25 protein-coding genes are annotated in these 26,374 nt (G+C 65.4%); 11 read left to right on the top strand and 14 right to left on the bottom strand.

Translation table 11 applies throughout. From position 1 onward, the window contains the following. Positions 1-339 precede the first annotated feature (339 nt). From AruPA_RS14250 to AruPA_RS14235, 4 genes are read right to left on the bottom strand one after another with little or no spacing between them, the layout of a single operon-like run. Complete coding sequence (locus AruPA_RS14250) at positions 340-2,385, bottom strand: ABC transporter ATP-binding protein (RefSeq protein WP_265637395.1); 2,046 nt, start codon at positions 2,383-2,385, stop codon at positions 340-342. Further along, entirely contained in the window at positions 2,382-3,245 is an 864-nt protein-coding gene (locus AruPA_RS14245) for an ABC transporter permease (RefSeq protein WP_265637394.1), read from the bottom strand. The genes AruPA_RS14250 and AruPA_RS14245 overlap by 4 nt, the downstream gene beginning before the upstream one ends. A 2-nt stretch (positions 3,246-3,247) precedes the next feature. Beyond that, positions 3,248-4,210 carry an ABC transporter permease gene (locus tag AruPA_RS14240; protein ID WP_265637393.1) on the bottom strand — a complete coding sequence of 321 codons (963 nt, stop codon included), beginning with the start codon at positions 4,208-4,210 and terminating at the stop codon, positions 3,248-3,250. Between the two features lie 4 nt (positions 4,211-4,214). Beyond that, complete coding sequence (locus AruPA_RS14235) at positions 4,215-5,864, bottom strand: ABC transporter substrate-binding protein (protein ID WP_265637392.1); 1,650 nt, start codon at positions 5,862-5,864, stop codon at positions 4,215-4,217. 425 nt (positions 5,865-6,289) lie between these two features. Between AruPA_RS14235 and AruPA_RS14230 the strand changes: the two genes are divergently transcribed. Continuing rightward, positions 6,290-7,447 carry an MFS transporter gene (locus AruPA_RS14230; protein ID WP_265637391.1) on the top strand — a complete coding sequence of 386 codons (1,158 nt, stop codon included), beginning with the start codon at positions 6,290-6,292 and terminating at the stop codon, positions 7,445-7,447. Between the two features lie 215 nt (positions 7,448-7,662). Here the strand turns inward: AruPA_RS14230 and AruPA_RS14225 are convergent, their stop codons facing one another. From AruPA_RS14225 to AruPA_RS14215, 3 genes are all read right to left on the bottom strand, one after another. Then, positions 7,663-8,391: an ABC transporter ATP-binding protein gene (locus tag AruPA_RS14225; RefSeq protein ID WP_265637390.1), complete on the bottom strand. Its 729-nt coding sequence runs from the start codon at positions 8,389-8,391 to the stop codon at positions 7,663-7,665. 157 nt (positions 8,392-8,548) lie between these two features. Continuing rightward, the gene (locus AruPA_RS14220; protein WP_265637389.1) at positions 8,549-9,544 is read right to left on the bottom strand and encodes an ABC transporter substrate-binding protein; all 996 of its coding nucleotides are present in this window, start codon (positions 9,542-9,544) and stop codon (positions 8,549-8,551) included. A gap of 18 nt (positions 9,545-9,562) precedes the next feature. After that, the gene (locus AruPA_RS14215; protein WP_265637388.1) at positions 9,563-10,420 is read right to left on the bottom strand and encodes an ABC transporter permease; all 858 of its coding nucleotides are present in this window, start codon (positions 10,418-10,420) and stop codon (positions 9,563-9,565) included. Between the two features lie 422 nt (positions 10,421-10,842). Between AruPA_RS14215 and AruPA_RS14210 the strand changes: the two genes are divergently transcribed. After that, positions 10,843-11,472, top strand: a complete 630-nt coding sequence (locus tag AruPA_RS14210) for a hypothetical protein (RefSeq protein ID WP_265637387.1) — start codon at positions 10,843-10,845, stop codon at positions 11,470-11,472. 67 nt (positions 11,473-11,539) lie between these two features. Continuing rightward, positions 11,540-12,004, top strand: coding sequence for a transcription elongation factor GreB (greB, locus tag AruPA_RS14205; protein ID WP_265637464.1), 465 nt, complete (start codon positions 11,540-11,542; stop codon positions 12,002-12,004). Between the two features lie 41 nt (positions 12,005-12,045). Here greB and AruPA_RS14200 read toward each other — a convergent pair whose 3' ends face one another. Next, positions 12,046-13,395, bottom strand: a complete 1,350-nt coding sequence (locus AruPA_RS14200) for a D-alanyl-D-alanine carboxypeptidase family protein (RefSeq protein ID WP_265637386.1) — start codon at positions 13,393-13,395, stop codon at positions 12,046-12,048. A 424-nt stretch (positions 13,396-13,819) separates the two neighbouring features. On the opposite strand from AruPA_RS14200, the gene AruPA_RS14195 reads away from it, so the two are divergent. The 3 genes from AruPA_RS14195 to AruPA_RS14185 all read left to right on the top strand — a co-directional run bounded on the left by AruPA_RS14195 (position 13,820) and on the right by AruPA_RS14185 (position 15,323). Continuing rightward, positions 13,820-14,359: a phasin family protein gene (locus tag AruPA_RS14195; protein WP_265637385.1), complete on the top strand. Its 540-nt coding sequence runs from the start codon at positions 13,820-13,822 to the stop codon at positions 14,357-14,359. A gap of 193 nt (positions 14,360-14,552) precedes the next feature. After that, the gene (gene clpS / locus AruPA_RS14190; protein WP_265637384.1) at positions 14,553-14,873 is read left to right on the top strand and encodes an ATP-dependent Clp protease adapter ClpS; all 321 of its coding nucleotides are present in this window, start codon (positions 14,553-14,555) and stop codon (positions 14,871-14,873) included. Between the two features lie 243 nt (positions 14,874-15,116). Continuing rightward, positions 15,117-15,323, top strand: a complete 207-nt coding sequence (locus AruPA_RS14185) for a cold-shock protein (RefSeq protein ID WP_029313577.1) — start codon at positions 15,117-15,119, stop codon at positions 15,321-15,323. On the opposite strand, the gene AruPA_RS14180 is transcribed toward AruPA_RS14185, so the two are convergent. Continuing rightward, entirely contained in the window at positions 15,310-15,717 is a 408-nt protein-coding gene (locus AruPA_RS14180; protein ID WP_265637382.1) for a hypothetical protein, read from the bottom strand. The genes AruPA_RS14185 and AruPA_RS14180 overlap by 14 nt on opposite strands. Here AruPA_RS14180 and recQ point away from each other — a divergent pair. The 3 genes from recQ (at position 15,634) to AruPA_RS14165 (ending at position 18,639) form a co-directional block, all read left to right on the top strand. Beyond that, positions 15,634-17,439 (top strand): DNA helicase RecQ, encoded by a 1,806-nt coding sequence (gene recQ / locus AruPA_RS14175; RefSeq protein ID WP_408858723.1) that lies wholly within the window; start codon positions 15,634-15,636, stop codon positions 17,437-17,439. The two genes, AruPA_RS14180 and recQ, sit on opposite strands and share 84 nt — an antisense overlap. A 124-nt stretch (positions 17,440-17,563) precedes the next feature. Beyond that, a complete protein-coding gene (locus AruPA_RS14170; RefSeq protein ID WP_265637381.1) occupies positions 17,564-18,241 on the top strand; it encodes a peroxiredoxin in 678 nt (225 codons plus the stop codon). Then, positions 18,238-18,639 (top strand): helix-turn-helix transcriptional regulator, encoded by a 402-nt coding sequence (locus AruPA_RS14165; protein ID WP_265637380.1) that lies wholly within the window; start codon positions 18,238-18,240, stop codon positions 18,637-18,639. The genes AruPA_RS14170 and AruPA_RS14165 overlap by 4 nt, the downstream gene beginning before the upstream one ends. A gap of 10 nt (positions 18,640-18,649) precedes the next feature. Here AruPA_RS14165 and AruPA_RS14160 read toward each other — a convergent pair whose 3' ends face one another. Beyond that, on the bottom strand, positions 18,650-19,300 hold the full coding sequence (locus AruPA_RS14160; protein WP_265637379.1) for an NAD(P)-dependent oxidoreductase: 651 nt from the start codon (positions 19,298-19,300) through the stop codon (positions 18,650-18,652). 136 nt (positions 19,301-19,436) lie between these two features. Between AruPA_RS14160 and AruPA_RS14155 the strand changes: the two genes are divergently transcribed. Next, positions 19,437-20,492, top strand: a complete 1,056-nt coding sequence (locus tag AruPA_RS14155; protein WP_265637378.1) for a glycoside hydrolase family 5 protein — start codon at positions 19,437-19,439, stop codon at positions 20,490-20,492. Between the two features lie 128 nt (positions 20,493-20,620). On the opposite strand, the gene thrS is transcribed toward AruPA_RS14155, so the two are convergent. From thrS to AruPA_RS14140, 3 genes are all read right to left on the bottom strand, one after another. Beyond that, complete coding sequence (gene thrS, locus AruPA_RS14150; protein WP_265637377.1) at positions 20,621-22,543, bottom strand: threonine--tRNA ligase; 1,923 nt, start codon at positions 22,541-22,543, stop codon at positions 20,621-20,623. 209 nt (positions 22,544-22,752) lie between these two features. Then, positions 22,753-23,652, bottom strand: coding sequence for a glycosyltransferase family 9 protein (locus AruPA_RS14145; protein WP_265637376.1), 900 nt, complete (start codon positions 23,650-23,652; stop codon positions 22,753-22,755). Continuing rightward, positions 23,649-24,788, bottom strand: coding sequence for a glycosyltransferase family 4 protein (locus AruPA_RS14140; protein ID WP_265637375.1), 1,140 nt, complete (start codon positions 24,786-24,788; stop codon positions 23,649-23,651). The genes AruPA_RS14145 and AruPA_RS14140 overlap by 4 nt, the downstream gene beginning before the upstream one ends. Positions 24,789-24,847: 59 nt before the next feature. On the opposite strand from AruPA_RS14140, the gene AruPA_RS14135 reads away from it, so the two are divergent. Then, on the top strand, positions 24,848-25,603 hold the full coding sequence (locus tag AruPA_RS14135) for an alpha/beta hydrolase (RefSeq protein WP_265637374.1): 756 nt from the start codon (positions 24,848-24,850) through the stop codon (positions 25,601-25,603). Here AruPA_RS14135 and AruPA_RS14130 read toward each other — a convergent pair. Beyond that, on the bottom strand, positions 25,515-26,363 hold the full coding sequence (locus AruPA_RS14130) for a trans-aconitate 2-methyltransferase (protein WP_265637373.1): 849 nt from the start codon (positions 26,361-26,363) through the stop codon (positions 25,515-25,517). The genes AruPA_RS14135 and AruPA_RS14130 overlap by 89 nt on opposite strands. Between the last annotated feature and the right edge of the window lie 11 nt (positions 26,364-26,374).

Below are 26,374 nucleotides of genomic sequence, written 5' to 3'. Positions count from 1 at the left end.
TGCCGTTCCATTACGGTGGCCGCTTTCATGCCAGCATGGGAATCGGGCCGACGTACCAGGTTGCGCCAAGTTGTCACTTAGCTGACAGCCCAAGAGTACGTCACCATTGCAGGCCGGTGCGTGATTGTGATGGACCGGGGCGTTGCTGGGCTGGATTGCCGCGCTGCGCTCGGAATGGCGGGTTTTTTGTAGCGGGGGCGGTTTGGTGGGGGCTGCGTCGCTTTAGCGGCGTTCGGCCAGATTCATAGGAGTTTTTTGCTTCTTTTTTGCAAAAAAGAAGTCTTGCTTTTGCTTTGCGATCTTTTGCTCGGGTGGTGGGGTGCGGAAGTGCACCCCACCCTACGGTCGTTTGCCAAGTTGGTCGCGGGGGATGTGGCAGGCGATGGTGTGGTCGTTGATGGTTTCGGAGGTGGGTTCGGTGGTTTCGCAGATGGGGCCGAGTTTGCGGGGGCAGCGGGTGTGGAAGACGCAGCCGGTGGGGGGGGTCAGCGGGCTGGGGATGTCGCCGTGGAGGCGGATGCGGGTGGTTTCGGGGGTGGTGGATTCGTTGAAGGGGGTTGGGATCGAGGAGAGCAGGGCTTCGGTGTAGGGGTGGTGGGGGCCTTCGAACACGGCTTCGGCGGGGCCGATTTCCATGATGCGGCCGAGGTAGAGGACGGCGATGCGGTCGGACAGGTAGCGCACCACGCCGAGGTCGTGGGAGATGAAGACGTAGCTGGTGTTTTCGCGGGCCTGGAGGTCGGCGAGGAGGTTGAGGATGGCGGCCTGGACCGAGACATCGAGGGCGGAGGTAGGTTCGTCGCAGATGACGACGCGGGGGGAGCCCGCGAAGGCGCGGGCGATGGCGACCCGTTGTTTGAGGCCGCCCGAGAGTTGGCGGGGGCGCATGCCGAGGTGGCGGTCGGTCAGGCGGACGGCGTGGATGAGTTCGGTGAGGCGCGTGGTGCGGGCGGTGCCGGAGAGGCTGGCGAGGCGGGCGAGGGCGCGGCCGATCAGGTGGCGGACGGTGTGGGAGCGGTTGAGGGCGGAATCGGGGTTCTGGAAGACGATTTGCAGGGCTTTTTGCTGATCCTGGGTGCGCGACGCGGCCTGGCCGGCGGCGGGTTGGCCGGCGAGTTCGATGAGGCTGCCGGGGTCGGGTTCGAGCAGGCCGAGCAGGAGGCGGGCGAGGGTGGTTTTGCCGGAGCCGGATTCACCGACGATGCCGAGGGTTTCGCCTTCGCGGAGGGTGAAGGAGACATTGGTGACGGCGTGGAGGCTGCGGGTGCCGATCTGGAAGGTTTTGGAGATGTTGGTGCCGCGCAGGACGGTCTGGTGGCTGTGGGTGGCGGGGGGGATGGGTGTTTCGGTGGCGGTGAGCGGTTGTTCGGTGGCGCGCTGCCAGTGGTGGCAGCGGCTGGTGTGGGTGGCGATGGTGTGTTCGGGCGGCGGGGTGGTGTGGCAGATTGCATCGGCGAGGTCGCAGCGATCGGCGAAGACGCAGCCGGGGATGATGGAGCCGGGCGGGGGAAGGAAGCCTTTGATGGTATCGAGCCGGGCGGTGGCCTTGCTGCGGCCGGGCATGGGCAGGCAGCGGAGCAGGCGCATGGTGTAGGGGTGCATCGGCCGGCGGAGGAGGGCGGCGGTGGGGCCGGTTTCGACCAGGCTGCCGGCGTAGAGCACGCCGACGCGGTCGCACATGCGTTCGATGACGCCGATGTTGTGGCTGATGAAGAGGATGGCGGTGGAGAATTCGCGGCGGAGGGTGGCCACGAGGTCGAGCACTTCGGCTTCGACCGTGGCATCGAGCGCGGTGGTTGGTTCGTCGAGGACGAGGAGGCTGGGTTCTTTTGCGAGGGCCATCGCGATGATGACGCGCTGGAGCATGCCGCCGGAGAGCTGGTGGGGGTAGGAGTCGAGCACGCGGCCGGGTGCAGCGATCTGCACGCGGTTGAGCATGGTGGTGCAGAGGGCGCGCAGGTCGGCGGGTTGGCCGAGGAGTTCGAAGACTTCGGCCATCTGGCGGAAGATGGTGAGGGAGGGGTTCAGGGCGCGGCCGGCGTCCTGATAGACCATCGAGATTTGTTCGGCGCGCAGGCGGCGGAGGGCGGCGGGGTCGAGGCTGGCGAGGGGTTGGCCGGCGACGCGGACGGCGCCGCCGCGGACGAAGCCGTTGCGGGGCAGGGCGGCGAGGGCGGCGAGAGCGGCGGTGGATTTGCCGCAGCCGGATTCACCGACCAGGCCGAAGGATTCACCGGGGGCGATGCTGAAGGAGACGCTGCGGAGGACCTGCATGTCGCGCCCGCGGGTGCGGTAGACGACATCGAGGTTTTCGACGGCGAGGGCGGGGGTGGGTTGTTCGAGCGGGGCGGGTTCGACCGGGTGGCGCAGGGCGGTGTTGCTCATTCGATCGCCCCCTGGATGCCATCGGCGATCAGGTTGACCGCGACGACCAGCGAGGCGATGGCGACGGCATCGAAGGTGACGGTCCACCAATAGCCGCCGGTGATGAGTTCGTAGTTTTCGGAGATGGCGAGGCCCCAGTCGGCGGAGGGGGGTTGAATGCCGAAGCCAAGGAAGCTGAGCGAGGCGACGGTGAAGATGGCGTAGCCGAGGCGGACGGTGGTTTCGACCAGGATGGGGCCCATGACGTTGGGCAGGATTTCGACGAACATGATGTGGAGTGCGGATTCACCGCGGAGCTGGGCGGCGGCGACGTAGTCGAGCTCGCGTTCGGTGAGCACGGCGGCGCGGACGGTGCGGGCGATCAGCGGGGCGAAGATCAGGCCGATCACGACGATGACGGTGATGTTGGATGGGCCGAGGGCGACGAGGGCGAGCAGGGCGACGATGATGAGGGGCAGGGCGAGGAGAACCTCGATGAGGCGGCTGATCGCGGTATCGATGATGCCGCCGAAATAGCCGGTGACGAGGCCGAGGGTGGTGCCGACGAGGGTGCCGAGCAGGGTGGCGAGCGGGGCGACGGAGAGAATGGAGCGGGCGCCGACGACGACGCGGGAGAAGATGTCGCGCCCGATCTGGTCGGTGCCGAACCAGTGGGCGGCGCCGGGCGGGGCGAGGGTGTTCATCAGATCGTCGGCGTAGGGGTTGTAGGGGACGAGCGCGGGGCCGAAGAGGGCGCAGGCAACCCAGAAGCTGAGGATGGTGGCGCCGATGATGAACATCGGCGCGGTGAGGGCGGCGCGCAGGCGTTCGTTGGGTTTGGCGGTAGGTTCGATCAGGACGGGGAGGGCGGCTTCGCTCATGGTCAGCGGCGGCCATCGCGCAGGCGGGGGTTGAGCATGACGAGGGCGATGTCGGCCAGCATGGTGACCAGGACATAGACGATGCCGATGGTGAGGATGCCGCCTTCGAGCATGGGGAAATCCTTGGCGCGGGCGGCGGTGAGGATGAGGCTGCCGATGCCCTGGTAGCGGAACAGGGTTTCGACGATGACGAGGCCGCCGACCAGGTAGCCGACCTGTGTGGCGACGACGGTGATGGTGGGCAGCAGGGCGTTGCGCAGGACGTGGCGGCGGATGACGACGCCGGGCGGCAGGCCTTTGAGGATGGCGGTGCGGGTGTAGTCGGCGTCCAGAGCCTCGATGGTGCCGGCGCGGGCCATGCGGGCGATGTAGCCGAACAGGATGAATACGAGCGGCAGGGCGGGGAGGATCAGGTGGTCGATCTGATCGAGCACGCCGGCGTGGCGCGGGGCGGTGGCGGTGATGGGCAGCCAGCGGAGCCAGATGCCGAGGATCAGGATCAGGATGATCGAGGAGACGAATTCGGGGATCACCGTCATGGAGAGGCCGGCGATGCTGATGGTTTTATCGATCCAGGTGCGGGCGTGCATGGCGGCGTAGACGCCGCCGGCGATGGAGAGCGGGACGACGATGACGAAGGCGACCGCGGCGAGTTTCAGGGAGTTGAGCAGGGCGGCGATGACGAAAGGGGCGACCGGGGTGCGGTAGGTGTAGGAGATGCCCATGTTGCCGGTGACGAAATGGCTGATCCAGATCCAGTATTGCTCGGGGACCGGCAGATCGGTGCCGAGTTTGTGGTTCAGTGCGGCGACCGCGACGGGGTCGGCGAGGGGGCCGAGGATGGCGCGGCCGACGTTGCCGGGCAGGAGTTGCGCGCCCGCGAACACCACCATGCTGAGCAGCAGTAGCGTGACCAGAGCGAGGCCGAGGCGCTGTGCCAGCATGGGGATGAGGCGGGCGCGCATTGGGTTACGCGATCGTTGCGTTCTGCAGGAACACCTGGCCGAGGCCGCTGACCTGCACGCCGCTCATGTGCGGGACGGAGGCTGCCAGATAGTCGTAGAAATAGGCGAAGATGATCGGGGTTTCGTCGAGCAGGAGGCGCTCGATCTTGCCGGAGACGACGCGCTGTTTCTGCAGATCGACGGTTGCGATGTAGTCGGCGACCAGGGAGTCGTATGTTTTGTTCTTGAAATGGGCGGCATTCCAGGGGCCGTTGCTTTCCAGCGGCGCGGTGAGGAACACGTTGGGCACGCCGCGATGGCCGTAATCGGTGATGCCCATCTGGGAATCCAGCCAGTCGGAATTGCCGAAGGTCGCCTTGCCGTAATAGGCGGAGCTGGTTTCGATTTTCAGGTTGATCTTGAGGCCGATTTCGGCGGCGGCGTTCTGGATCAGCACGGCGTAGTCGGGGATTTCCTGGACCTGTTCGGTGGTCAGGGTGATCTGGGTGCCCGGTTTGACACCGGCTGCCGCCAGTAGGTGCTTGGCCTTGGCGATGTTCATGGCGCGCTGGGGGACGGATTTGTTGGTCGAGGGGTAGACCGGTGCGAACGGGCTGTCGTTGCCGAGATCGGACAGGCCGCGGAACAGGCCCTGCACGATGCCGGGGCGGTTGAGGGTCAGCGCGACGGCCTGGCGGACGCGCTTGTCGGTGAAGGGCGCCATGTCGCAGCGCATGTGCACTTCGCGATGGTTGGACGAGCGGAGCTTGATGATTTTCACGCTCGGGTCGTTCAGCAGGCCCTGCGCGCCCTGCACCACGATTTGCTGGAGCAGATCGACCTGGCCGCCCTGCAGGGCGAGGATCTGCGATTGCTGGTTGGCGTAGAAGCCGAATTCGGTGCGCGCCGGCAGGGCGGGCTTGCCCCAGTAATCGGGGTTGCGGACGAAGGATGCGCCGCGGCCGGGGGTGTAGCTGTCGAATTTGAACGGGCCGGTGCCGTCGAAGGTTTTTTCGAAGGTCGCGGCATCCGAGCCCTTGGGCAGGATGATGGCGTTGTAATTGTCCGACGAGACGAGATAGGGGAAGTTGCCGTTCGGCGCGTCGAGATGGAAGACGACGGTGTAATCGTCTTGTTTGACGATGCCGCTCGGGCTGAGCACACCCTTGAAGGTGGAGAGCGCGTTGGAGCCGTTTTTGGGATCGGCGAGGCGGGCGAGGGAATAGACCACGTCATCGGCGGTCATGGTGCCGCCGCTGTGGAATTTCACGCCGCGGCGGAGCTTGAAGGTCCAGACCGTGCCGGCCGGATTGGCCGACCAGGCGGTGGCGAGCGCGGGTTGCAGATGCAGATCGGGCGTGTCGAACAGCAGGAATTCGCCGGTTTGCTGCAGCATGCAGAGGCTGCCGGTGTCGCCGGCGGTGACGGGGTTGATCGCGGTCGAGGGGGCGGTGATGGCGACGCGGATGGTGGCGTCTGGTTTGCCGGCGGCGCGCGCGCGGCGGGGGGCGCCGAGTGCGCCGCCGATCAGCGCCGCGGACAGGCCATAGGCGGTGCCGTGACGCAGCAGGCCGCGCCGGTCGATCCGCCCGGCGATGAATTCATCGATGACATGGTTCTGCATGTCGTTCGCCGCACGGCGCGCTTGTTCGAACTCGTCGTATTGTTTCGTCACCCGATGGTCTCCCGATGCTGATGGATAGGCAGGCCTGAACCCGGAGCGGCCGAAGCCTCGGCAAATTGCGGTGTGTCGCCCCGGTAGTGTGATGTGGATTGCCGGTCAGATCAAATCATTTTTTGCCCGCGGCTGACCGCACCGGCGGGCGCCGTGGCACGATGACCGGCGGCGGCCGGACAGATCAGGCGCATGGCCATGAAATAACGCCACGTTAGGCCATGCGCGATATTCGGCATCATTACAATGTCCCGCCCTTTTTTTGAAGCTTACCTGCAATAAACACATTGCAGCTATTTTATAAAGCCGGGCCAGCGCATAAATTAGATTTGCCCATCTGATTTCGTCATATCGCGCGGCGGGTGCGGCGCTTGCCCGGTCGGCGCGCGATCTGCGATAGTCGTGCAGTCCAGGCAGAGAGCGCAATGATAAAATTCGCCCCGTTATACGCGACCGTGCTGTTTGCCCAGATCTCGTTGGGCCTGCTGACACCGCTAACACCGATTTTGCTGTTGTCGCATGGGATCGGCACGTTCGCCATCGGTCTTGTCGCCTCGGGCTATTACGGCGGTACGCTGGCCGGCAGCCTCCTGGTGCCCTTCGTGCTGATGCGGATCGGGCATATCCGGGCGCTGGTGATTTTTTGCGTGGTGGCGGCGGACGCGACACTGCTGACCCGCGGTGTTGCCACGGTGATACCGTGGATCGCGATCCGCTTCGTGGTGGGGATGTGCAGCATCGGTGTGTTCACCGTGGTGGAAAGCTGGCTCAATGCATCATCGCGCCGGTCGGTGCGGGGGCGGGTGTTCGGGTTCTACATGTTTGCAAGCTGGACCGGCAGCGTCGTCGGCGCCTCGCTGCTGTCGGCGTTCAAATCCGCCTCGTCGCTGCTGATGATCGGGGTCGGCGCGTTCACGACCGCGCTGTTGCCGATCACGATCCTGACGCGCGTCGGGCCCGCGCTGCCGGTGCTGGCGCGCTTGTCGCTCGCCGAACTGCTGCGCCTGTCGCCGGCAGGGGTGGTGACGTGCTTTGCCGCCGGCATGTCGAGCGGCATGTTCTACGGGATGTTTCCGGTGGCGATGGAGCGCGCCGGGCTGCACCAGGATGGCGTGTCGATCGCTGTTTCGCTGTGCCTGTTTGCCGGCATGCTGATGCAGTTTCCGGTCGGGCTGCTGGCGGACCGGATCGGGCGTATCCCGATCATCCGGCTCGCACTCGGCATCGCGATCGCCGCCTGCGCGGGATTGTGGCTGAGCCATACGCTGCTCTGGTTCGCGGCATTCGGTACGCTGTACGGCGCAACGGCAGGCGTGCTCTACGGTCTCGGCGTCGGGCTGACGGCCGATGGCGCGGCACAGGCACAATTGGTGGGCGTAAGCTCAGGCGTGCTGTTCGCCTGGGCCTCCGGTGCATGCACCGGACCGCTGATCGCGGCCGGCGCAATGGCGGTGCTCGGCTATTCCGGCGTGTTCGCGATGCTGATGGCGCTGTTCGCCGCCGCCCTCGCCGTGGTGCTGCTGGGCCGGCAACCAGTACGGACGGATGGGGGCGCGATCGAGGAGGGTGAGGTTGAGGCCTGAGGGACGGGATGGCAGGGAAAGGCGAGAGAAGGCAAGGGAAGGTAGGAAGCGCTTCTTTTTTGTAAAAAAGAAGCAAAAAACTTTTTATGAGCTGGGGCACGGGCGTTTTTGACGGCACGGGCCAAGATTAAAAAAGTTTTTTTGCTTCTTTTTGTTCACAAAAAGAAGTCTTGTCTTTCCTTGTCTTATCCTTCCTTATCTTATCTTTCCTTGCCCTACGCGGCCAGCACGGCCATGATAGTCCGCTTGAGGTGCAGGTAATCCGGCTCCAGGCTCATGTCCCAATGGCGTGGCCGGGGCAGAGGGATTTTCTGGTCGATGGCGATGCGGCCGGGGCGGGCCTGCATGACGACCAGGCGGTCGCCGAGCATGATGGCTTCATCGATATCGTGGGTGATGAACACGATGGTGGCGCCGATTTTGTCCCAGAGTTCGAGCAGGAAGCTTTGCATCCGGTGGCGGGTTTGGGCGTCGAGCGCGGCGAAGGGTTCGTCCATCAGGAGCACGCGCGGGTTCATCACGAGGGCGCGCGCCAGGGCGGCGCGTTGCTGCATGCCGCCGGACAGTTCGTAGGGGCGGTGGGCTTCGAAGCCGCGCAGGCCCATGGTGGCGATCATGTCGTCGATCCGTGGCCAGTCGATGGGGCCCTGCATGCGCAGGCCGAAGGCGATGTTGTCGCGCAGGGTGAGCCAGGGGTAGAGGCCGGGCTGCTGGAACACCACGACGCGGTCCGGTCCGGGACCGGTGATGGGGACGCCATCGATCGCGAGGTGGCCGGCGGTGGGTATGTCGAGCCCGGCGATCAGATTGAGCAGGGTCGATTTGCCGCAGCCCGAGGCGCCGAGAATGGTAAGGAAGCTGCGGTCCTCGATGGTGAGGGAAATCCGGTCGAGCGCGCGGATGGTGCCGAAGTCGCGGGCGACCTGGGTGAGGGTTATGGGCATGGGGGAAGCAAGGCCTTCTTTTTTGTAAAAAAGAAGCAAAAAACTTCTTTCAACTGGGGCACGGGCGTTTTCAAAGCCCCAGACCCAGATTAAAAAAGTTTTTTTGCTTCTTTTTGTTCACAAAAAGAAGTCTTCCCCTGCAATTCACGTGCGGACGCTAATGCACCGCCGCCGCATATTGCGGCAGCACGGCGGCAGCCGCATCGGGCGGGAGCTTGTCGATCCGGCCGATTTTCAGCAGCACTTTGCCGGTGTTTTCCAGTGTCTTTGTGGTGGCTGAGGTTGCCACGGTGGCGGTGGTGCCGAGCACGCTGTGTTTGGTCTGATCTTTTGCCGAGAAGATCTGATAGCCGGCGAGTTCGGTTTTCGCGACGCTTTTGGTAATGCCGGCCTGTTTCGCCATCAGGGCGATCGCCTGTTTGGGGTGGGTTCGGGTGTAGGTGACGCCGGCGTTCAGGGCGCGGATGAAGTCGGTGACCAGGGCGGGGTGGGTTTTGGCCCAGGCCGTGTCGGCGATGCAGATGTTATAGGATGAGGCATCGGGCGGCAGGTCGGCATCGGTCTTCAGGACGACGCCGCCGAGGCCGCGCAGGGCATCGAACACGGGGTCCCAGACGATGGCGGCGTTGATGCTTTTGGTGGTCCAGGCGACGCGCATTTCCGGCGGCGACATGTTGAGCTGGTGCACCGCATCGAAGGGAATGTGCGCCTGTTGCAGGAAGGTTGCGAGCTCGAACGAAGATTGCGAGCCTTCGACGATGGCGATTTTCTTGCCTTTGAGATCGGCCAGCGTCTTGATGCCGCTGCCGGGGCGCACGATCAGGCCGGCGGCGCTGGTGTAGCGTTCCTGGTTGTAGATGATGCCGAGCGGCACGCCCTGGGAGACGGCGGCGACGAACGGCGGCACGCCGAGGCCGCACATGAATTGCAGCGCGTTGGAGGCGAGCGCGCTCATGGCGGCGGGTCCGGAATCGAAGAATTTCAACTGGACATCGGCGGGGAGCATTTTCTGGAACAATTTTTGCGCCTGGCTGACCATCCACGGATCGGCGCCGTTGTTTTCATAGCCGATCACCACGGTTGGCTTGGCGGCGGCGGTGCCCGATCCGACAGTGGCGGCGAGCAGGGCGGCGGCGAGGATTTTTCTGCGCATGCACGATCTCCGTTGGGGTTATGAATGGCCGCGCCAGGGCACGAAACGGCGCTCGATCAGGCGGATGACGAGTTCCATCGCATAGCCGAGAATGCCGATGACGATGATGCCGACGATGACGATCGAGACTTGCAGGGCCTGGCCGGCGTATTGCACCAGCCAGCCGAGGCCCTGGTCCGCCGCGATCAGTTCGGCGGCGACGAGGCAGGTCCAGGCGACGCCGATGCCGACGCGCATGGCGGTGAAGATTTCGGGCAGGGCCGAGGGCAGGATGACGTGGCGGAAGATCTGCCGTTCGGTGGCGCCGAGCGTTTTCGCGACCGCGATGCGCAGCGGGGGCGTTGCCTTCACGCCGGACATCGTGCCGATGATGATGACGGGAATGGTGCCGAACAGGATGAGCAGCACTTTCGGCAGTTCGCCGATGCCGAACCAGACCACCAGCAGGGGGATATAGGCGAGGGGCGGCACCGGCCGGGCGAATTGCAGGAACGGGTCGATCATGCGGAAGACGATTTCGTTGCGGGCCATCAACAGACCGATCGGCACGCCGATCAGGATTGCCGCGATGAAGCCGACCGCGATGCGGGCGGAGCTGATCCAGATATCGTCGAACAGCGAGTGGCCGCCGTAGCCGTTGAGCAGGAGCCGGACCAGCGCGTGCCAGACGGCGAGCGGGGCGGGCAGGGCGATGGGCGGAAAGACGTGCAGGATGCTGGCGATCTGCCAGAGCAGCAGGCCGGCGAGAACGGCGATGATCGTGGTGAAGCGCGAGACATGCTGCCAGGCGGGGCGGCGGGCGATGCTGGGCGCGGCGGGGCCGGCGCGATTGCCAGGGAGGGTGAGCTTGTCGCTGTCGGTCTCGGATGGCGGCATGGCGCCCTTGCTGGCGAAGTGGTCCGAACGGCTTACACGACCGTTTATTGCGCAATGCAGCATGGGTGACAAGCGGAATGATGGGGCGCGGGCATTGTGTGGGGGGCTGTGTTCATGAAAGCGCACGCGGATAGGGGTCGTTATCCGGGGCGGTGGGGGTTTGACCAGTACCGGGCGGGTCAGACGGGGATTGGTCTGCGGTTCGATGGATGGAAATCCGGGTTCGACGGATGTTTTTTGTATAGACGGGGGCTGATGGATCGGGCGCGGCTTGCGCGGCCAGGTTCATCGGCGCATAATCGTGTGGTTTAGGTCAGGCAGTGTCGATGCGTTACAGTCATCGACCGGGCCCAAACCGAACGGCCGTCGTTCATTATTGTCGCCGGTCCGCATTCTATTCCCGATCTTAACGAGGTATTTCTTTGCTCAACGAGCCCGACGAGGCTGAAGTTTCCGACGAGGTCACCGAAGCCCGCATCCGCCGTTCACTCGGCCTCATGTCAGCGCCGACCCCTGCGAACAATCATTCGAATTCCGGCGGCCAGACCCATGGTTCCGGCGGCGCTCATGCGGGTGGCGCGATCCAGCGGCGCCGTTTCGTGCGCGATGGCGAAGTGCCGGTGACGATTCTGCACCCGAAGTCGGAGGCTGAAAATCGCCATGCCGCCGCGCTGGCCGAGATGACGCGGCAACGCGATGCCGAACGCGCCGCGCGGTTGCGTGCCGAGCAGGCGCTGCATGAGGCGCAGGTGATGATCCAGACGCTTCAGACCCGGATCGCTCACGCCGAGATCGCCAAATCCGAAACCGCTCTGGCGGAGACGGCGGTGACCGAGGCGGCGCGACCCGCGCCTGAGCCAGCGCCAGAGCCCGCGCCAGAGCCCGCGCCGGTGGTGCCTGAGATCATCGCGCCGGCGGTGAGTGCGCAGCCGGTCGAGACGCAGGCGGTCGAGACGCAGGGGGGGGCGCGGCGGCGGAGCCGGTCGCGCCGGGGCAAGCCGGCGGCTTCGGTCGACGCCGAGGAGCCGACGCCGGTCAAATGGTGGCGGTGAGCGGCTGACGCGCCGGGCCGCGACGCCGGTTATGCCGGGGGATAGGGCGCACGGTGCGAAGGTGCATATGACGCCCGAGGGGCATCGGCGCCTCGAGGCCGAACGCGCGGCCTTGCGGGAAGACCGGCACCGGGTTGTCGCCATCGTCGCCTGGGCGGCGAGCAACGGCGATCGCAGCGAGAACGCCGATTACAAGGAAGGCAAGCGCCGGCTGCGGGAGATCGACCGGCGGCTCGGCTTTATCGCGCAGCGGCTGGATGATGCGGAAATCGTCGATCCGGCGGCGCAGACCCAGCGTGAGCGCGTGTTTTTCGGTGCGACGGTGACCTACACGACCGAGGATGAGCGGGATGTGACCGTTCGCATCGTGGGGGTCGATGAGGCGGATATGAGCCAATCGACCGTGAGCATTGCCTCGCCGGTGGCCCGCGCGTTGCTGCGCGCCCGCTGCGGCGATGAGGTGATTGTTCAGACGCCGAACGGGCCGCAGCGGGTTGAAATCCGCAGTATCCGCTATCCCGATGGTGCGTGAGACGGCTGGTTGCGGTCCTGGGTGATCCGGCGAACCGGGGATCAGCGCATCGCGAGGTTTTCCTGGCGGGGCCCGATCAGGAAGCAGGATTGGTGGCGGCGTTGCAGCAGGACGCAGGTTGCATGGGCGGCGGCTTCGTTGAGGCCGGCGAGCTGGGCGCGCCAGACGCGGTGGTGGCGGATCAGCACGCTGCTGACCCGTGCGGTGCCGACATGGCGTTCGGCGCGGATCAGCAGGGCCTGGCGCCTGGCCATCGCGTAATTGTCGTAGGCGCCGATCTGGGCGGTCCAGCCGGGGACCATATCCTGCGTGACGCGGCCGGAGCGCATCACGATGTTGCGGATGGTGACATGGCGCTGGGCGACGGTGACCAGCACGCGGCGGGCCGCCGGCTGGCGCACGGGGGCGGCGGCGGCGAGGGTGGGGTGGTTGGCGGGAGCGGTCTGACGCAGGGTGGCGGCATCCGCGGTCGGGATGATCGAGGGGATGGCCTTGCGCAGGGCGATGATCGGGCCGGTGCCCGCTCCTTCGGCCGCGAAGCCCTGGTCGAGCAGGTGGGCCATGGTGCGGTAGGCGACGCTCCAGCTGCGGGCGTGGAGTTCGACGCCGATCAGCATATGGCCATCGCGCACGGCGGCGGTGACGAGGTTGAAGCGGGCGAGGTCGGTATAGCCGGTCTTCATGCCGATGGCGCCGGGGTAGAGTTTCAGCATGCCGTCGATATTGGGGATCGGCCGGCCCTCGAACATGAAGCTCGAGACCGAGAACAGGTAGCGGTATTGCGGATAGGTGAGCAGGATGTGGCGCGCGAGGATTGCCATGTCGTAGGCATCCGTCACCTGGCCGGGGTTGGGCAGGCCGGAGGGGTTGTAGAACTGGGTGTGCAGCATGCCGAGGGCATGGGCCTTGGCGGTCATGGCGGCGGCCGCGCGGCTGATGCTGCCGTCGCCGAGGTATTGGCCGAGCGCGGTTGCGGCGTCGTTGGCGGACAGGGTGGTCATGCCGAGCATGGCCTGGCGGACGGTGATGGTCTGGCCGGGCACAAGGTTGAGCTTGACCGGCTGCACATGGGCGGCGGCGGCGGTGACGGGGATGGCGGTATCGACCGAGAGCCGGCCGGCGCGCAGGGCGTTAAAGGCGAGATCGAGCGTCATCAATTTGGTCAGGCTGGCGGGGAAACGCTCGGTGTAGGGATTGTTTTGCGACAGGATCTGGCCGGTTGTGGCATCCATCACGATCCAGTCGGTGCCGGGGGAGACCGGGCCATAGCCGACCGGGAAGGCATGGGCGGGCGTTATGGATTGGGCGGCGAGGACGCCGAGCCCCAGCGCCATCGCCATGAAACGCTTGGCTTTCGACGCAACCCAGAGCTGCAAACCGCCACCTGACATTCCGTACGCTCCTGCTCGTGAACAATCCCTGACAAACTGGTAGGATAAAACCGCCGGAAATGTCCACCCGAAATGCGCAGATTTAATAAAAAAACCAAGTGGTTAACGAATAGTGTTGCGATGTCGGAAGGGGTGGGCGGCCGTGCGGGACCGGCATAATGGCGCCGCGGCGGTTGGGGCGGGGCGGATAATTCATGTTGCGGCGCACAAAAAACGATTGACGCGGGCTTATTATCGGCCTATCTCGATCATGCTGCACTGCGGTAGACGCGGTGTGACGAGATGTCGGTGCTTCGGCCGGCCCGTTGGGCGGCCTGGCATCGGGCGACGATGAATTCGGCGGTCGTGCTTTGACCTGAGCAACGGACGCACCGCCGACGGAACCATCCGGGGTCCGCAGGAACCGCAACCGATTGAGAAGGACATGATCATGACTGCCAAGACGAAAACAGCCGACCTGGTCCATGGCGCCGCCACCGAGGCGATGAGCGAGACCAAGGCGCAGGTAACCGCAGGGTTCGAGAAGACCCTCAGCACAATGAAGGACGGCATGGAAAACGCAGCGAAGGGCTTCGAGGCCCAGCAGACCAAAATGAAGGAAAGCATGGCCAAGGCGATGAAGACGACCGAGGACATGGTTGCGTTCAGCAAGGGCAACATGGAAGCCTTCATCAAGGCCAGCCAGATCTTCACGGCCGGTCTGCAGGGTCTGTCGAAGCACATTGCCAGCAGCACGCAGGCTTCGGTTGAAGAGACCGTGGCGGTGACGAAGGCGATTGCGGGCGTGAAGTCGATCAAGGAAGCGGTCGATCTGCAGTCCGAGTTCACGCGCTCGATGATGGAAAAGGCGATGGCCGACACCAGCAAGCTGACCGACGCTTCGATGAAGCTGACCGAACAGGCGATTGCGCCGCTGACGGCGCGGATGACGCTCGCGGTCGAGAAGTTCGGCGCCGTTCTCTGATCATCGGTCGAGGGCGCGGCGCGTTGGCGTGGCGCCCCGCGATTTGACGATAAGGCGGGCGAACCGGCGACGGTTCGCCCGTTGTTGTTCGGATGGGTCGGATGCGGACCGCGATCGACACGGGCGGGATGCGTGACATCCGGTTCGTGCCGGACTAGGACAGCGGCGCACGACGCGATGGGATTGGAACATCATGAGTGATTCTGGACGGAACGACGATGCCGGGTTCGGCCTTGGCACCGATACGCGGATCAGGCCACAGCGGCCGCCGCTCTATAAAGTGATGATGCTGAACGATGATTATACGCCGATGGAGTTCGTGGTCCACGCGCTCGAGCGGTTTTTCGGCAAGAGTCGCGACGAGGCGGCGGAGATCACGGTGCATATCCACCGCCGCGGCGTGGGCGTGTGCGGCGTGTTCACCTACGACATCGCCGAGACCAAGGTGACGCAGGTGATGGATCTGGCGCGCGAGAACCAGCATCCGCTGCAGTGCACGCTGGAACGCGAATAGACCGGGCGGACCGCAGGCCGGATGCGACGCGGTGGGGTGCCATGCATCGCCCTGCCAAGTCATGCAGGATGCGCACTGGTCATTGCTGGCGAAACCGACTATAGAAGTTTTACGGCGCTTTTTTTCGGTCCGGGTTGCTGCGTGCCTTTGTGCGATTTTCGCATTCGACACCTCCCCACGTTGAAGAGTTTCCTGGCTCACACAGTGTGAGTCGCCGTTCGTTGGTTTAGTTGGAGAGTTGTTATGTCGACAGGTACGGTTAAGTGGTTCAATGCGACCAAGGGCTACGGTTTCATTCAGCCCGATGATGGTTCGAAAGATGTGTTCGTGCATATTTCGGCCGTCGAGCGCTCGGGTCTCGGCCGTTTGAACGAGGGCCAGAAGGTCCAGTACGAAGTTCAGCGCGGCCAGCAGGGCAAGATGTCCGCTGAGAACCTCAAGGCCGCCTAATCCGGTCCGAAGGTATTGAAAAAGCGTCGCCTTGTGCGGCGCTTTTTTTTGGCTTGTAGGGTAGGGTAGCGAGCGCTGCTTTTTTGTAAAAAAGAAGCAAAAAACTTTTTGACACTAAGGCACGGGCGGTTTCACGGGTACGGGCCCAGATTAACAAAGTTTTTTTTGCTTCTTTTTTGTTCACAAAAAAGAAGACCTTACCTTGCCTGTTTGGCTCCGATTGACATGCAAGGACCGAGGGCAGACACCATGAGCCACACGATCTTCTGCTGGAGTCCCCGTCATTTCGAGTGAAGCCCATGATACGGCGCTGAGCCAGACGCCTGAGCAGATTCTGCACACGATTTTTGGCCACGGCGGGTTTCGGGGCCAGCAGGCCGAGATTGTCTCGCATGTGATCGACGGGGCGGATGCGATCGTGCTGATGCCGACCGGCGGGGGTAAATCGGTCTGTTATCAATTGCCTGCGCTGTGCCGGCCGGGCGTGGGTATCGTGGTGTCGCCGCTGATCGCGCTGATGCGCAATCAGGTCGAGGCGTTGCGCCAGTTGGGTGTGCGGGCGGCGGCGCTGAATTCCAGCCTCGATGCGGCGGAGCGCAGCCGGGTGCGGGCGGATCTGCGCGCCGGGCGGCTCGATCTGCTGTATGTCGCACCTGAACGGCTGGTTTCGGCCGATTTCATGGACATGCTGGATGCGGTGCCGATTGCGCTGTTCGCGATCGACGAGGCGCATTGCATCAGCCAGTGGGGGCATGATTTCCGGCCGGAATATCTGCAACTGGCAACGCTGGGCACGCGGTTTCCCGGCGTGCCGCGCATCGCTCTCACCGCCACGGCCGATCCGCAGACGCGTGAGGATATTCGCCGCCGGCTCGACCTGGGTGCGGCACGGCTGTTTCTGGCGAGTTTCGACCGGCCCAATATTTTCTATAACATCGCGCTCAAGACCGAGCCGAAGAAGCAGTTGCTGGCGTTTTTGAAGACCCATCCCGGCGAGAGTGGCATTGTCTACTGCCTCAGCCGCGCGACGGTGGAGGAAACGGCCGCCTGGCTGCGGGCGCAGGGGATCAACGCGCTGGCCTATCATGCCGGGCTCGATGCCGGGACGCGCAACCGGCATCAGGATGCGTTTCTGGCCGAAGACGGGCTGGTGCTGGTGGCGACGATTGCGTTCGGCATGGGGATCGACAAGCCGGATGTGCGGTTTGTCGCGCATCTCGATCTGCCGTCGAGCCTGGAGGCGTTTTATCAGGAGACCGGGCGGGCCGGGCGCGACGGCATGCCGGCCGAGACGCTGCTGCTGTATGGGCTGCAGGATGTGACGCTGCGGCGCCGGATGATCGATCAGGGCGACGCGCCGGACGAGGTCAAGCGGGTCGAGCGCAGCAAGCTCGATGCGCTGCTCGGCGTGTGCGAAACCGCGGCCTGCCGGCGGCGGGCGATTCTGGCGCATTTCGGTGAAACGCCGGCACTGACGTGCGGGCATTGCGATAATTGCGCGACGGCGGTGGAAACCTGGGATGGCACATTGGCCGCGCGCAAGGCGCTGTCGGCCATTCTGCGGACCGGGCAGCGGTTCGGCGTCGGGCATCTGACCGACGTGCTGCTGGGGGTTGCCACCGAGAAGATCGTGCGGTTCGGGCATGACAAGCTGCCGACGTTCGGGGTTGGCACCGAGCTTGACCGGAAGGGCTGGGCTTCGGTGTTCCGCCAGATGGTGGTGCACGGCATTGTCGCGGTCGATCACGAGCAGTTCGGCGCGCTGTGCACCACGGCGCTGTCCGGCCCGATTTTGCGTGGGGCGGAGGTGGTGCAGTTCCGGCGGGATCAGGCGAGTGCGAAATCGGCCGGCGCGCGGAGCCGGCCGGCGGCGCGCGCGACGCTGGATGCCGGTGCTGAGCCGGTGTTCGAGGCGCTGCGGGCGACGCGCAAGCAACTGGCGACGGCGCAGGGCGTGCCGGCCTATGTGATTTTTCATGACAGCACGCTGATGGCGCTGGCGACCAGACGGCCGCGCAGCCGGGCGGAGCTGGAGGCGATTCCCGGCATGGGGCGCAGCAAGATCGACCGCTACGGCGATGACGTGCTGGCGGCGCTGGCACAGGCGCAGGGATAGGCCGCGACCTGCGGCACGTGATATATTGGCAAAACGATAATTTAGCGATATTCTAAGTGTTAGCCCTCGATCTCCTGTTGTGGGGATGTTCACGGTCTCGCGGGCCGGTCGATAAGGAAACAGCATGATACTGCCGATTGCATCCGATGCGGTCCATCCGCCGCAACTGCATGATGTTGCACCGGATTTTCGGGCGCGCACCACGATGGGGATGCGATCGCTTTCGGATTATCGCGGGAAATGGGTGTTGTTTTTTTCGCATCCGGCGGATTTCACGCCGGTGTGCACCAGCGAATTCGTCGCCCTGGCGCGGGCGGCGGAGCGGTTTGCGGCGCTCGATTGTGCGTTGCTCGCGCTCTCGGTGGACAGTCTTTATTCGCATCTGGCGTGGCTGCGCAGTATTCGCGTGCAATTCGGCGTGGACATCGGGTTTCCGATCATCGAGGACCCTTCGATGGTGATTGCGCGGAGTTTCGGCATGGTGCCGCCGCAGGCGCCGGATACCGCGCTGGTGCGCGCGGTGTTCGTGATCGATCCGATCGGGATCGTGCGGGCAATTTTGTGGTACCCGATGACGACGGGCCGCAATGTCGAAGAATTGCTGCGCCTGGTGGCGGCGCTGCGGACCAGCGATGCGCATCATGTTTCGACGCCGGCCAACTGGGTGCCCGGCGAGGACGTGATTCTGCCGGCGCCGCAACTGGCGGCGGCGCTGGATGAGCCCGGCTTTGCCGGCGAGGATTGGTATTACCGCACCGGGCCGTTGCCCGATGCGCGCACGCCGAAGGCGAAGCCGGTATGAGCGGCGCGGGTGCGGCGACGATCAATGTGGCGAAGGCGGCCTTGGTGCTGCGCTCGCTCGCCAATGCGGTGCGGCTGCGCATCGTGCTGCATCTGCTGGGCGGCGAACAGGCGGTGGGGGATCTGGAGACCGCGCTCGATATCCGCCAGCCCAATCTGTCGCAGCAACTGGCTGAATTGCGCGATGCCGGGCTGGTGGTGGCGCGGCGGGATTCGCGGGCGATGATCTACAGCATTGCCGATGACGAGCACAAACGCCTGATCGAGGCGCTGCTGGTCGGGTTCGGCGGCGAACTGCGCGGGCCGGTTGCGCCGTCGGCACGCGGCGACACGCCGCGCCCTGACGCCAGCAACCGGCAGGTGGCAATGTTCGCAACGATGGGCCCGAGCCGGCCGTAAGGGCGCGGGCTCAGCCGGACAGCGCGATCGACTGGCCGATGGTGGCGGGGTCGGCCAGGGCAGTGACGATGTAGCGCGCGACATCCACCCGGCTCATGGTTTGTTTGCCGAGCGCGCCGGCCGGGCTTGCGGTATAGGTTCCGGTGGCTGGCTGGTCGGTCAGGCCGACCGGCTGCACCAGGGTCCAGTCGAGGCCGGATGCGCGCAAGGCGGCCTCCTGGCGCTCCTTGTCCGCCATGTGTTCGCGCAGGACCAGGCTGTAGAAGATTTTGAACATCAGCGGCGATTTCGTGCGCGTCGCGCCGATGCCGAACGCGGTGACGCAGACGACGCGCCGGACGCCGGCCGCCTGCATCGCGGCGATGATGTTGATGGTGCCGGTTTCGCAGACGTCGCGCGGCGTGGTGCGCTTTGCGCCGAGGAGCAGGGCGAACGGATTCTGCGCATTGCCGAGGCTGATCACCACCCGGTCATGCCCCGGCATGGCGGCGGCGACATCGGCGGGGTTCATGACATCGCCGGTGGCGACGGTAACGCCCGTCTGGCCGGTCAGGCGGGCGGGGTTGCGCACGAAGACGGTGACGGTGTCACCCTCGGCACGGAGCAGGCGGGTGACAGCGGCACCGGTGCCGCCGGTTGCGCCGAAAACGATGGTTTTCATGGGACATCCTCTATGCCGATCGGGTGGACATGGCGATGCCGCGGCGGGCGTGGAAGTTTTTTCGGCGGTTTTTCAGAAATGCGGTGCGGGCGGTAAAACTCAAGGTATAGTGAACTATCCACTCTAGGTTGATTCCATGATCCGGCTGTGCGGTTTTCTGGCGATGGTGCTGTTGGGATGTGGCATCGCGACGGCGCAACTGCCGCCGGTGCTGCGCGATGGTTTGAACGTGGCGCATTGGTTTCGCTATCCGGCGCGCGCGGGGGCGGCGGATCTGTGCTGCGATCTGTCGCCGGCGACGCTGCGGCAGTTGCGCGCGGACGGGGTGCGGTTTCTGCGGTTGCCGGTGCAACCGGCGGTGTTGCGGCAACCGGGTGCCTTGCCGGCGTTGCAGGCGGCGGTGCGGCGGGTGCTCGCGGCCGGGTTGGCTGTGGTGGTGGTGCCGACGCCGTTGCGGTGGAATGCTGGCGATGCCGCGCGCGATCGCGCCCGGTTGGTGGCGTTCTGGCGGCGGGTTGCGCCGGCTCTGGCTGGTTTTGGGTCCTCCCGCGTGTTTCCCGAGGTAATGAACGAACCGGTGTTGACCGATCCCGCTGCGTGGCCGGCGATGCAATTGGGTGTGCTTGCCGTGATCCGGCGCAGCCTGCCGGATTCAACCGTGATCGTGACCGGGGCCGATTGGGGGGGGATCGACGGGCTGTTGAAACTGCCGCCGATTGCCGATCGGCGGGTGATCTATAGTTTTCATTTCTATGAGCCGGCGGTGCTGACCGCGCTGGCGGCGTTCGACCCGGGGCTCGAGCGTGGCGTGCTGGCGCAGTTGCCGTTTCCGGTGCGTTCGGTGGCGGCGTGCGATGCGATCGGCGGCGATGGGCGGACGGCGGCGGTGGTGCGCTATTATTGCGCCGGGCGCTGGGATGCGGCGGCGTTGGCGCAGCGGGTCGGCGCGGTCGGGGCGTGGGCGGCGCGCCATCATGCCAATGTTCTGGTCGGTGAATTCGGCGCGGTGGCGGCGCTCAATGCGCGGGCGCGGCAACGATGGCTGACGGCGGCGCGGGGTGCGTTCACCGCGAACGGGTTTGGCTGGGCGCTTTGGGCGTATGATGATCCGATGGGTCTGAACGTGTCGCCGATGGCGCATGGCGTGGCGCGGCTCGATCCTGGTGTGATGCGGGCGTTGGGGTGGCGGTGACCTCGTCGTTGTAAAGCGGCCCGTGGAGCATTGTGATCAGTTGGTCCGATGCCCGAGACCGTGCCCCGGGCACCGATTACCAAAAGTTTTTTGCTGCTTTTTTACAAAAAAGCAGTCTTACCCTTAACCTATCGCAAGTCCGGCGGCGTGGCCTCGGTTTTCAGTGCGGTGATCATGTCGTCGAGCGTCATCGATTGCGAGGCATCGCTGCCGAGGCGGCGGAGGGCGACGGTGTTCTGTTCGGCTTCGCGGCGGCCGACGACCAGGATGTTGGGGATCAGGGCGAGGCTGAGGTCGCGGATTTTCGCGTTGATTTTTTCGTTGCGGGTATCGGTGACGACCGAGAGTCCGGCGGCCTTGAGCGTGGCGGCGACGGTTTCGGCGTAGTCGTTGGCGTCGGTCACGATACTGGCGACGGCAACCTGGGTGGGGGCGAGCCAGAGCGGGAAGCGGCCGGCGAAGCTTTCGATCAGGATGCCGATGAAGCGTTCGAAGGAGCCGACGATCGCGCGGTGGAGCATGACCGGGTGAGCGCGGGTGGATGAGGCGGTGATGTAGCTGGCGTCGAGCCGTTCGGGCATCACGAAATCGACCTGCAGCGTGCCGCATTGCCAGTCACGGCCGATGGCGTCGCGCAGGACGAATTCGAGTTTCGGGCCGTAGAACGCGCCTTCGCCGGGGTTGAGCGTGTAGCTGACGCCGGCTTCGGCGCAGGCGGATTTCAGGGCGGATTCGGCTTTGTCCCAGACGTCGTCGCTGCCGGCGCGGGGGGTGGGGCGGTCGGCGAATTTGACGGTGAAATCCTCGAAGCCGAAATCGGCGTAAACGGTGCGGAGCATTTCGACGAAGCGGACGGTTTCGCTCGCGATCTGGTCTTCGGTGCAGAAGATATGGGCGTCATCCTGCGCGAAGGCGCGCACGCGCATGATGCCGTGCAGCGCGCCGGAGGGTTCGTAGCGATGGCAGGCACCGAATTCGGCCATGCGCAGCGGCAGTTCGCGGTAGCTGCGCAGGCCGTGGTTGAAGATTTGGACGTGGCAGGGGCAGTTCATCGGTTTGACCGCGAGGATTTTGTTTTCGTCCTCGACTTCGGCGATGAACATGTGGGCGTGGTAATTGTCCCAATGGCCGGATTTTTCCCACAGCGATCGGTCGAGCAGTTGCGGGGTGCGGACTTCGGAGTAGCCGAACTGCTCCTGGCGGCGGCGCATGTAGGATTCGACGGTGCGGTAGAGGCGCCAGCCTTTTTCATGCCAGAAGACCGAGCCGGCGGCTTCTTCCTGCATGTGGAACAGATCCATCTGGCGGCCGATTTTGCGGTGGTCGCGGCGCTCGGCTTCTTCCAGCTGGTGGAGGTGCGCGTCGAGCTCTTTCTGATCGCGCCAGGCGGTGCCGTAGATGCGGCTGAGCATGGGGTTGCGGTGATCGCCGCGCCAATAGGCGCCCGCCACCTTGGTGAGTTTGAAGGCGCCGCCGATATCGCCTGTGCCGCGCATGTGTGGGCCGCGGCAGAGGTCGAGCCAGTCGCCCTGGCGGTAGATTGTGATGGTCTCGGCTTCCGGCAGGTCGCGGATCAGCTCGGCCTTGAAGCGTTCGCCGCGGGATTCGAAGAAGTCGATCGCCGTGTCGCGCGGCCAGACTTCGCGGGTGAACGGCGCGTTGGCGGCGATGATGGCGCGCATGCGGGCTTCGATTGCCGGCAGGTCATCCGGGGTGAAGGCCTCGTTGCGGAAGAAATCGTAGTAGAAGCCGCCCTCGATCGCCGGGCCGATGGTGACCTGGGTGCCGGGATAGAGCGATTGCACGGCTTCGGCCATGACATGCGCCGCATCGTGACGGATCATGGTCAGGGCTTCGGGGTCCTTGCGGGTGATGAACCGGACCCGGCAATCGGTGGCGATTTCGCGGGCGATGTCCATCAGCGCGCCATCCACCTCCATGGCGATGGCGGCTTTCGCGAGGCCCGGGCCGATCGATGCCGCGATCGTGGTGCCTGTGACGGCGCCCGGATAGTCGCGGACGGAACCGTCAGGCAAGGTGATCGCAGGCATGGCTTTGCTCCTTTGGGGCAGGGGTGAGGCAGGGTTATGCCGGGCTGGGGAGGCAAAGCCAAGCGTGAGGTAAGGGAAGGTCTTCTTTTTTGTGAACAAAAAAGAAGCAAAAAAAACTTCGCTAATCTGGTCCATACCAGCGGGGCGCCGTGCACCAAATTAAAAAAAGTTTTTTGCTGCTTTTTTACAAAAAAGCAGAGCTTTCTTGCTTACCTGTCCCCGAGCGCCGCAACCACGTCCGAGACCGGCAAATCCGCAAGATCGCGCGCGCGGATGATGGTCGGCCAGGCGCCATCCGGCATGCGGGGTGCGGTCAATGCCGGGTCGCTGGCGCCGCCGAACAGCACGATGCATCGGGTGTTGAGGGCGGCGGCGAGGTGCATGGGGCCGGTGTCGTTGCCGATGGCGATGGTGGCGCGGGCGAGGCTGGCGGCGAGTTGGGGCAGGGTGGTGCGGCCGGTCAGGTCGATGGCGGTGGGGCAGAGGTGGCGGATTTCGGCAGCGATTGGTTGTTCGGCGCTGGTGCCGAGGATGATGGAGGGTGTGGTGAGTGTGGTGGCGAGGGCGCCGAAGCGCGCGGCGGGCCAGCGTTTTTCCGGCCGGTGGGGGGACGCGCCGGGGATGAGGGCGGTGAAGCGCGGTGGCAGGCCGGGGGGTGGTTGCGTGGCGAGCCAGGTGAGATCCGGGGTGGGCAGGGTCGGGATGCCGGCGATGGCGAGTTGTTCGGCGATGCGTTCGCGGCTGTGCATCGTGTTGCGGGCCGGATTGGCGTGGCGGTGCGTGCTGCCGGGCGCGATGCCGGACCATTTCGGTGCGCCGGCGAGGCGGTGGTACCGCGAGGAGCGCGAGGAGGTTTGCAAATCGTAAACGAAATCGAAGCCGGTGAGCGCGCGGCGCAGGGCGAGCAGGCCAGGGAGGTTCCAGGGTGCGGGTTTGGGATCGATCGTGACGTGATCGAACCAGGGCGAGGTCGCGAGGAGTGCTGCGAAGGGGGCGGTGGTGAGCAGGGTGATGGCGGCTTCGGGGTGGTGGGCGCGGATGCCGGCGAAGGCGGGAAAGCTGAGAATGACATCCCCTAGCGCGCCGTGGCGGATCACCAGGATTTTCACCCGAGCAACTCGTGATAGACGGCGAGGTTGCCGGCCTGCATGGCGCTGACGGAATAGTTTGCAGCGACGAAGGCACGCGCGGCGGCGCCGATCGCGATGCGGGACTCGACCGCGAGATCGAGCGCCTGATCGATCGCGGCGGCGAGGGCGGCGGGGTCGTTGGGGGGAACGCGCCAGCCGGTTTCGTTGGCGCGGATGGTCTCCCTGGCGGCGCCGTGGTCGGTGGCGATGACCAGGCGGCGCATCGCCTGGGCTTCGACGATGGTGCGGCCGAAGGCTTCCGGGTCGGTCGAGGCATTCACCACGACATCGGCCAGTTTGTAGGCGGCCGGCATGTCGGCGCAATCGCCCGCGAACAGGACCCGTTGGGCGACATCGAGGCTCTGGGCAAGCTGGGAGAGCGATTTCAGATAGGCATCGCGGCCCTGGGCGCTGCCAACCAGGATCAGGATGGCATCGCGGTGGCGGAGTTTGGCGAGGGCGGCGATCATCACCTGCTGGCCTTTCCAGGCGGTGAGGCGGGCGGGCAGCATGATGGTGGGGGCGCCGTCCGGCAGGCGCCAGGCGCGGGCGAGGCGTTCGACGCGGCCGCCGTTGATCGCATCGGGGTCGAACCGGGCAGGATCGACGCCGCCGGGGACGATGCGGAGTTTGTCATCGCCGATGTGGTGACGGGCGCGGACCAGATCGGCGATGAAGGTCGAGATGGCGATGACGCGGTCGCCACCGGCCATGACGGCGTTGTAGCGGCTTTTGAGCGGGCCGGTCTGGTTGTAGGCGCCGTGATAGGTGGTCACGAAGGGGATGCTGCGGCGCATGCTGGCGGCGCGGGCGGCGAAGGCAGGGGCGCGGGAATGGGCGTGGATGAGCGAGACGCGCTGGGATTTGATCAATTTGGCCAGTTGATCGCCGTTCCAGCTCATGCGGAAGGGATTGCGGGATTTGAGGTCGAGCGGGATATGGGTGCCGCCGGCGCGTTCGATGGCGGGGACGAGTTTGCCGGGCAGGCTCGCGACCAGGGCGCGGGCACCGGTGCGGGCGACCGCCTCGGTCAGTTCGACGACGACCTGCTCGACGCCGCCGGTTTCCAGTTGGGGCAGAACCTGTAGAATCGCGTAGTCGGACGGTTTGGCCATATGTCACCTGCTGTGAGACGGCGGCGTTACCATGGCGGGCGCGGCAAGGGGAGAGTGCGATGACGGACGTCTTGGGCAGGATCGATCGGGATGGGGTGGCGCTGGCCTATGCGCATCTGCCGGGGGCGGGACCGACCGTGGTGTTTCTGCCGGGATTTGCGTCCGACATGCAGGGCAGCAAGGCGTTGTTTCTGCGCGATGCATGTGCGGGGCGTGGCCAGGCGATGTTGCGGCTGGATTATTCGGGGCATGGCGCATCGGGCGGGCGGTTCGAGGCGGGCTCGATCGGCCGGTGGGCGGCGGATGCGCATGCGGTGATCGCGGCGGTGGTGCCGGAGGGCGAGATCGTGCTGGTCGGCTCATCGATGGGCGGCTGGATCATGCTGTTGCTGTTGCGATGGCTGGGGGCGCGGGTGCGCGGCATGGTCGGAATTGCGGCGGCGCCGGATTTCACGGAGGATCTGATCCGCCCGGCGCTGAGCGAGGCGGCGCGGCAAACATTGGCGCGTGATGGTGTACTCGCGCTGCCGAGCGCCTACGGGCCGCCGACCATGATGAGCGCGGGCATGCTCGAGGACGGGGCGCGCCAGCTTGTACTGCGTGCGCCGATCGCGTTCGAGGGCGCGGTGCGGCTGGTGCAGGGGCAGATGGATGACGATGTGCCGTGGCAGACCAGTCTGCGGCTCGCCGCGTGCCTGACGGCGCGCGATGTGCAGGTGATTTTGATCAAGGATGGCGGGCACCGGCTGTCGCGGCCAGAGGATCTGGTGGTGATTGGCGATGTGGTCGCTGGGCTGTGTAGAGCGTTGTCGTGAAGCGGCGTTCGATGCGGCCGGCGAAGGCGTGGTCGGCGATGCGGGCGATTTCGGCGAGGAATTCGGCTTGGGCGGCGGGGGCCAGGGCCTGGATGACCGAGAAATCGCGATAGAGGGTGACGAGCCTTGCCGTGTCGTAAAGCACGGTTGAGGTGAACGCGTCGGCCTGCGGGTTGGTGAAGCCGGCGCGGACGAGGTCGTGCAGCCGGGCGGCGTGATCGAGGTCGAAGGGCGGGCGGCGGCTGGATCGGCCGGCTTGGGGCTGGATGCGCGCGAACAGATGGGCGGTGGCGGTCTGGAACGCATCGTTGGTGCCGCTGCCGAAGTGGGTCCACCACATAGCCCACCAGCCGCCCGGTTTGAGAGCGGTGCGGGCTTTGCGCAGGCCGGGCTGCTGGCGGACCCAGTGGAACGCGGTGGCGGAGAGGCCGAGGTCGAACGTGGCGGCGGGGAGGCTGGCGTGTTCGAACGTGGCCTGATCGATGCTCAGGGTGGGATTGGGCAGGGTTTGGCGGAGATGCGCGGCGAGGCGGGGGTCGGGTTCGATCGCGCGGATATGGGCAACCCCGGCGGCGAGGATCGCCGCAGTGGCGGTGCCGGTGCCGGGACCGATTTCGAACACGCTTGTGCCGGGGCCAAGGCCACAGCGGGTTGCCAGCGTGTCGTAGAGGTCTTGCGGGTAGTTTGGGCGCGCATAGGCGTAAGCGGCCGGGGTGGTCCCGAATCCGGAACGGCCGAAGCGGTGCGCGACCTTGGTCATGCCGGTGACTA

The sequence above is a fragment of the Acidiphilium sp. PA genome (genome assembly GCF_026191915.1).
Lineage (GTDB): Bacteria > Pseudomonadota > Alphaproteobacteria > Acetobacterales > Acetobacteraceae > Acidiphilium.
Note: the sequence above shows the minus strand (reverse complement) of the source record. Positions and strands in the feature narration are given on the sequence as shown.

Bases quoted from the DNA above. Each gene is read 5' to 3' on its own strand.
- AruPA_RS14250 (WP_265637395.1), bottom strand. From the start codon at position 2,385: ATGAGCAACACCGCCCTGCGCCACCCGGTCGAACCCGCCCCGCTCGAA.
- AruPA_RS14245 (WP_265637394.1), bottom strand. From the start codon at position 3,245: ATGAGCGAAGCCGCCCTCCCCGTCCTGATCGAACCTACCGCCAAACCC.
- AruPA_RS14240 (WP_265637393.1), bottom strand. From the start codon at position 4,210: ATGCGCGCCCGCCTCATCCCCATGCTGGCACAGCGCCTCGGCCTCGCT.
- AruPA_RS14230 (WP_265637391.1), top strand. From the start codon at position 6,290: ATGATAAAATTCGCCCCGTTATACGCGACCGTGCTGTTTGCCCAGATC.
- AruPA_RS14225 (WP_265637390.1), bottom strand. From the start codon at position 8,391: ATGCCCATAACCCTCACCCAGGTCGCCCGCGACTTCGGCACCATCCGC.
- AruPA_RS14220 (WP_265637389.1), bottom strand. From the start codon at position 9,544: ATGCGCAGAAAAATCCTCGCCGCCGCCCTGCTCGCCGCCACTGTCGGA.
- AruPA_RS14215 (WP_265637388.1), bottom strand. From the start codon at position 10,420: ATGCCGCCATCCGAGACCGACAGCGACAAGCTCACCCTCCCTGGCAAT.
- greB (WP_265637464.1), top strand. From the start codon at position 11,540: ATGACGCCCGAGGGGCATCGGCGCCTCGAGGCCGAACGCGCGGCCTTG.
- AruPA_RS14200 (WP_265637386.1), bottom strand. From the start codon at position 13,395: ATGTCAGGTGGCGGTTTGCAGCTCTGGGTTGCGTCGAAAGCCAAGCGT.
- AruPA_RS14195 (WP_265637385.1), top strand. From the start codon at position 13,820: ATGATCATGACTGCCAAGACGAAAACAGCCGACCTGGTCCATGGCGCC.
- clpS (WP_265637384.1), top strand. From the start codon at position 14,553: ATGAGTGATTCTGGACGGAACGACGATGCCGGGTTCGGCCTTGGCACC.
- AruPA_RS14185 (WP_029313577.1), top strand. From the start codon at position 15,117: ATGTCGACAGGTACGGTTAAGTGGTTCAATGCGACCAAGGGCTACGGT.
- AruPA_RS14180 (WP_265637382.1), bottom strand. From the start codon at position 15,717: ATGCGAGACAATCTCGGCCTGCTGGCCCCGAAACCCGCCGTGGCCAAA.
- AruPA_RS14170 (WP_265637381.1), top strand. From the start codon at position 17,564: ATGATACTGCCGATTGCATCCGATGCGGTCCATCCGCCGCAACTGCAT.
- AruPA_RS14165 (WP_265637380.1), top strand. From the start codon at position 18,238: ATGAGCGGCGCGGGTGCGGCGACGATCAATGTGGCGAAGGCGGCCTTG.
- AruPA_RS14160 (WP_265637379.1), bottom strand. From the start codon at position 19,300: ATGAAAACCATCGTTTTCGGCGCAACCGGCGGCACCGGTGCCGCTGTC.
- AruPA_RS14155 (WP_265637378.1), top strand. From the start codon at position 19,437: ATGATCCGGCTGTGCGGTTTTCTGGCGATGGTGCTGTTGGGATGTGGC.
- thrS (WP_265637377.1), bottom strand. From the start codon at position 22,543: ATGCCTGCGATCACCTTGCCTGACGGTTCCGTCCGCGACTATCCGGGC.
- AruPA_RS14140 (WP_265637375.1), bottom strand. From the start codon at position 24,788: ATGGCCAAACCGTCCGACTACGCGATTCTACAGGTTCTGCCCCAACTG.
- AruPA_RS14135 (WP_265637374.1), top strand. From the start codon at position 24,848: ATGACGGACGTCTTGGGCAGGATCGATCGGGATGGGGTGGCGCTGGCC.
- AruPA_RS14130 (WP_265637373.1), bottom strand. From the start codon at position 26,363: ATGACCAAGGTCGCGCACCGCTTCGGCCGTTCCGGATTCGGGACCACC.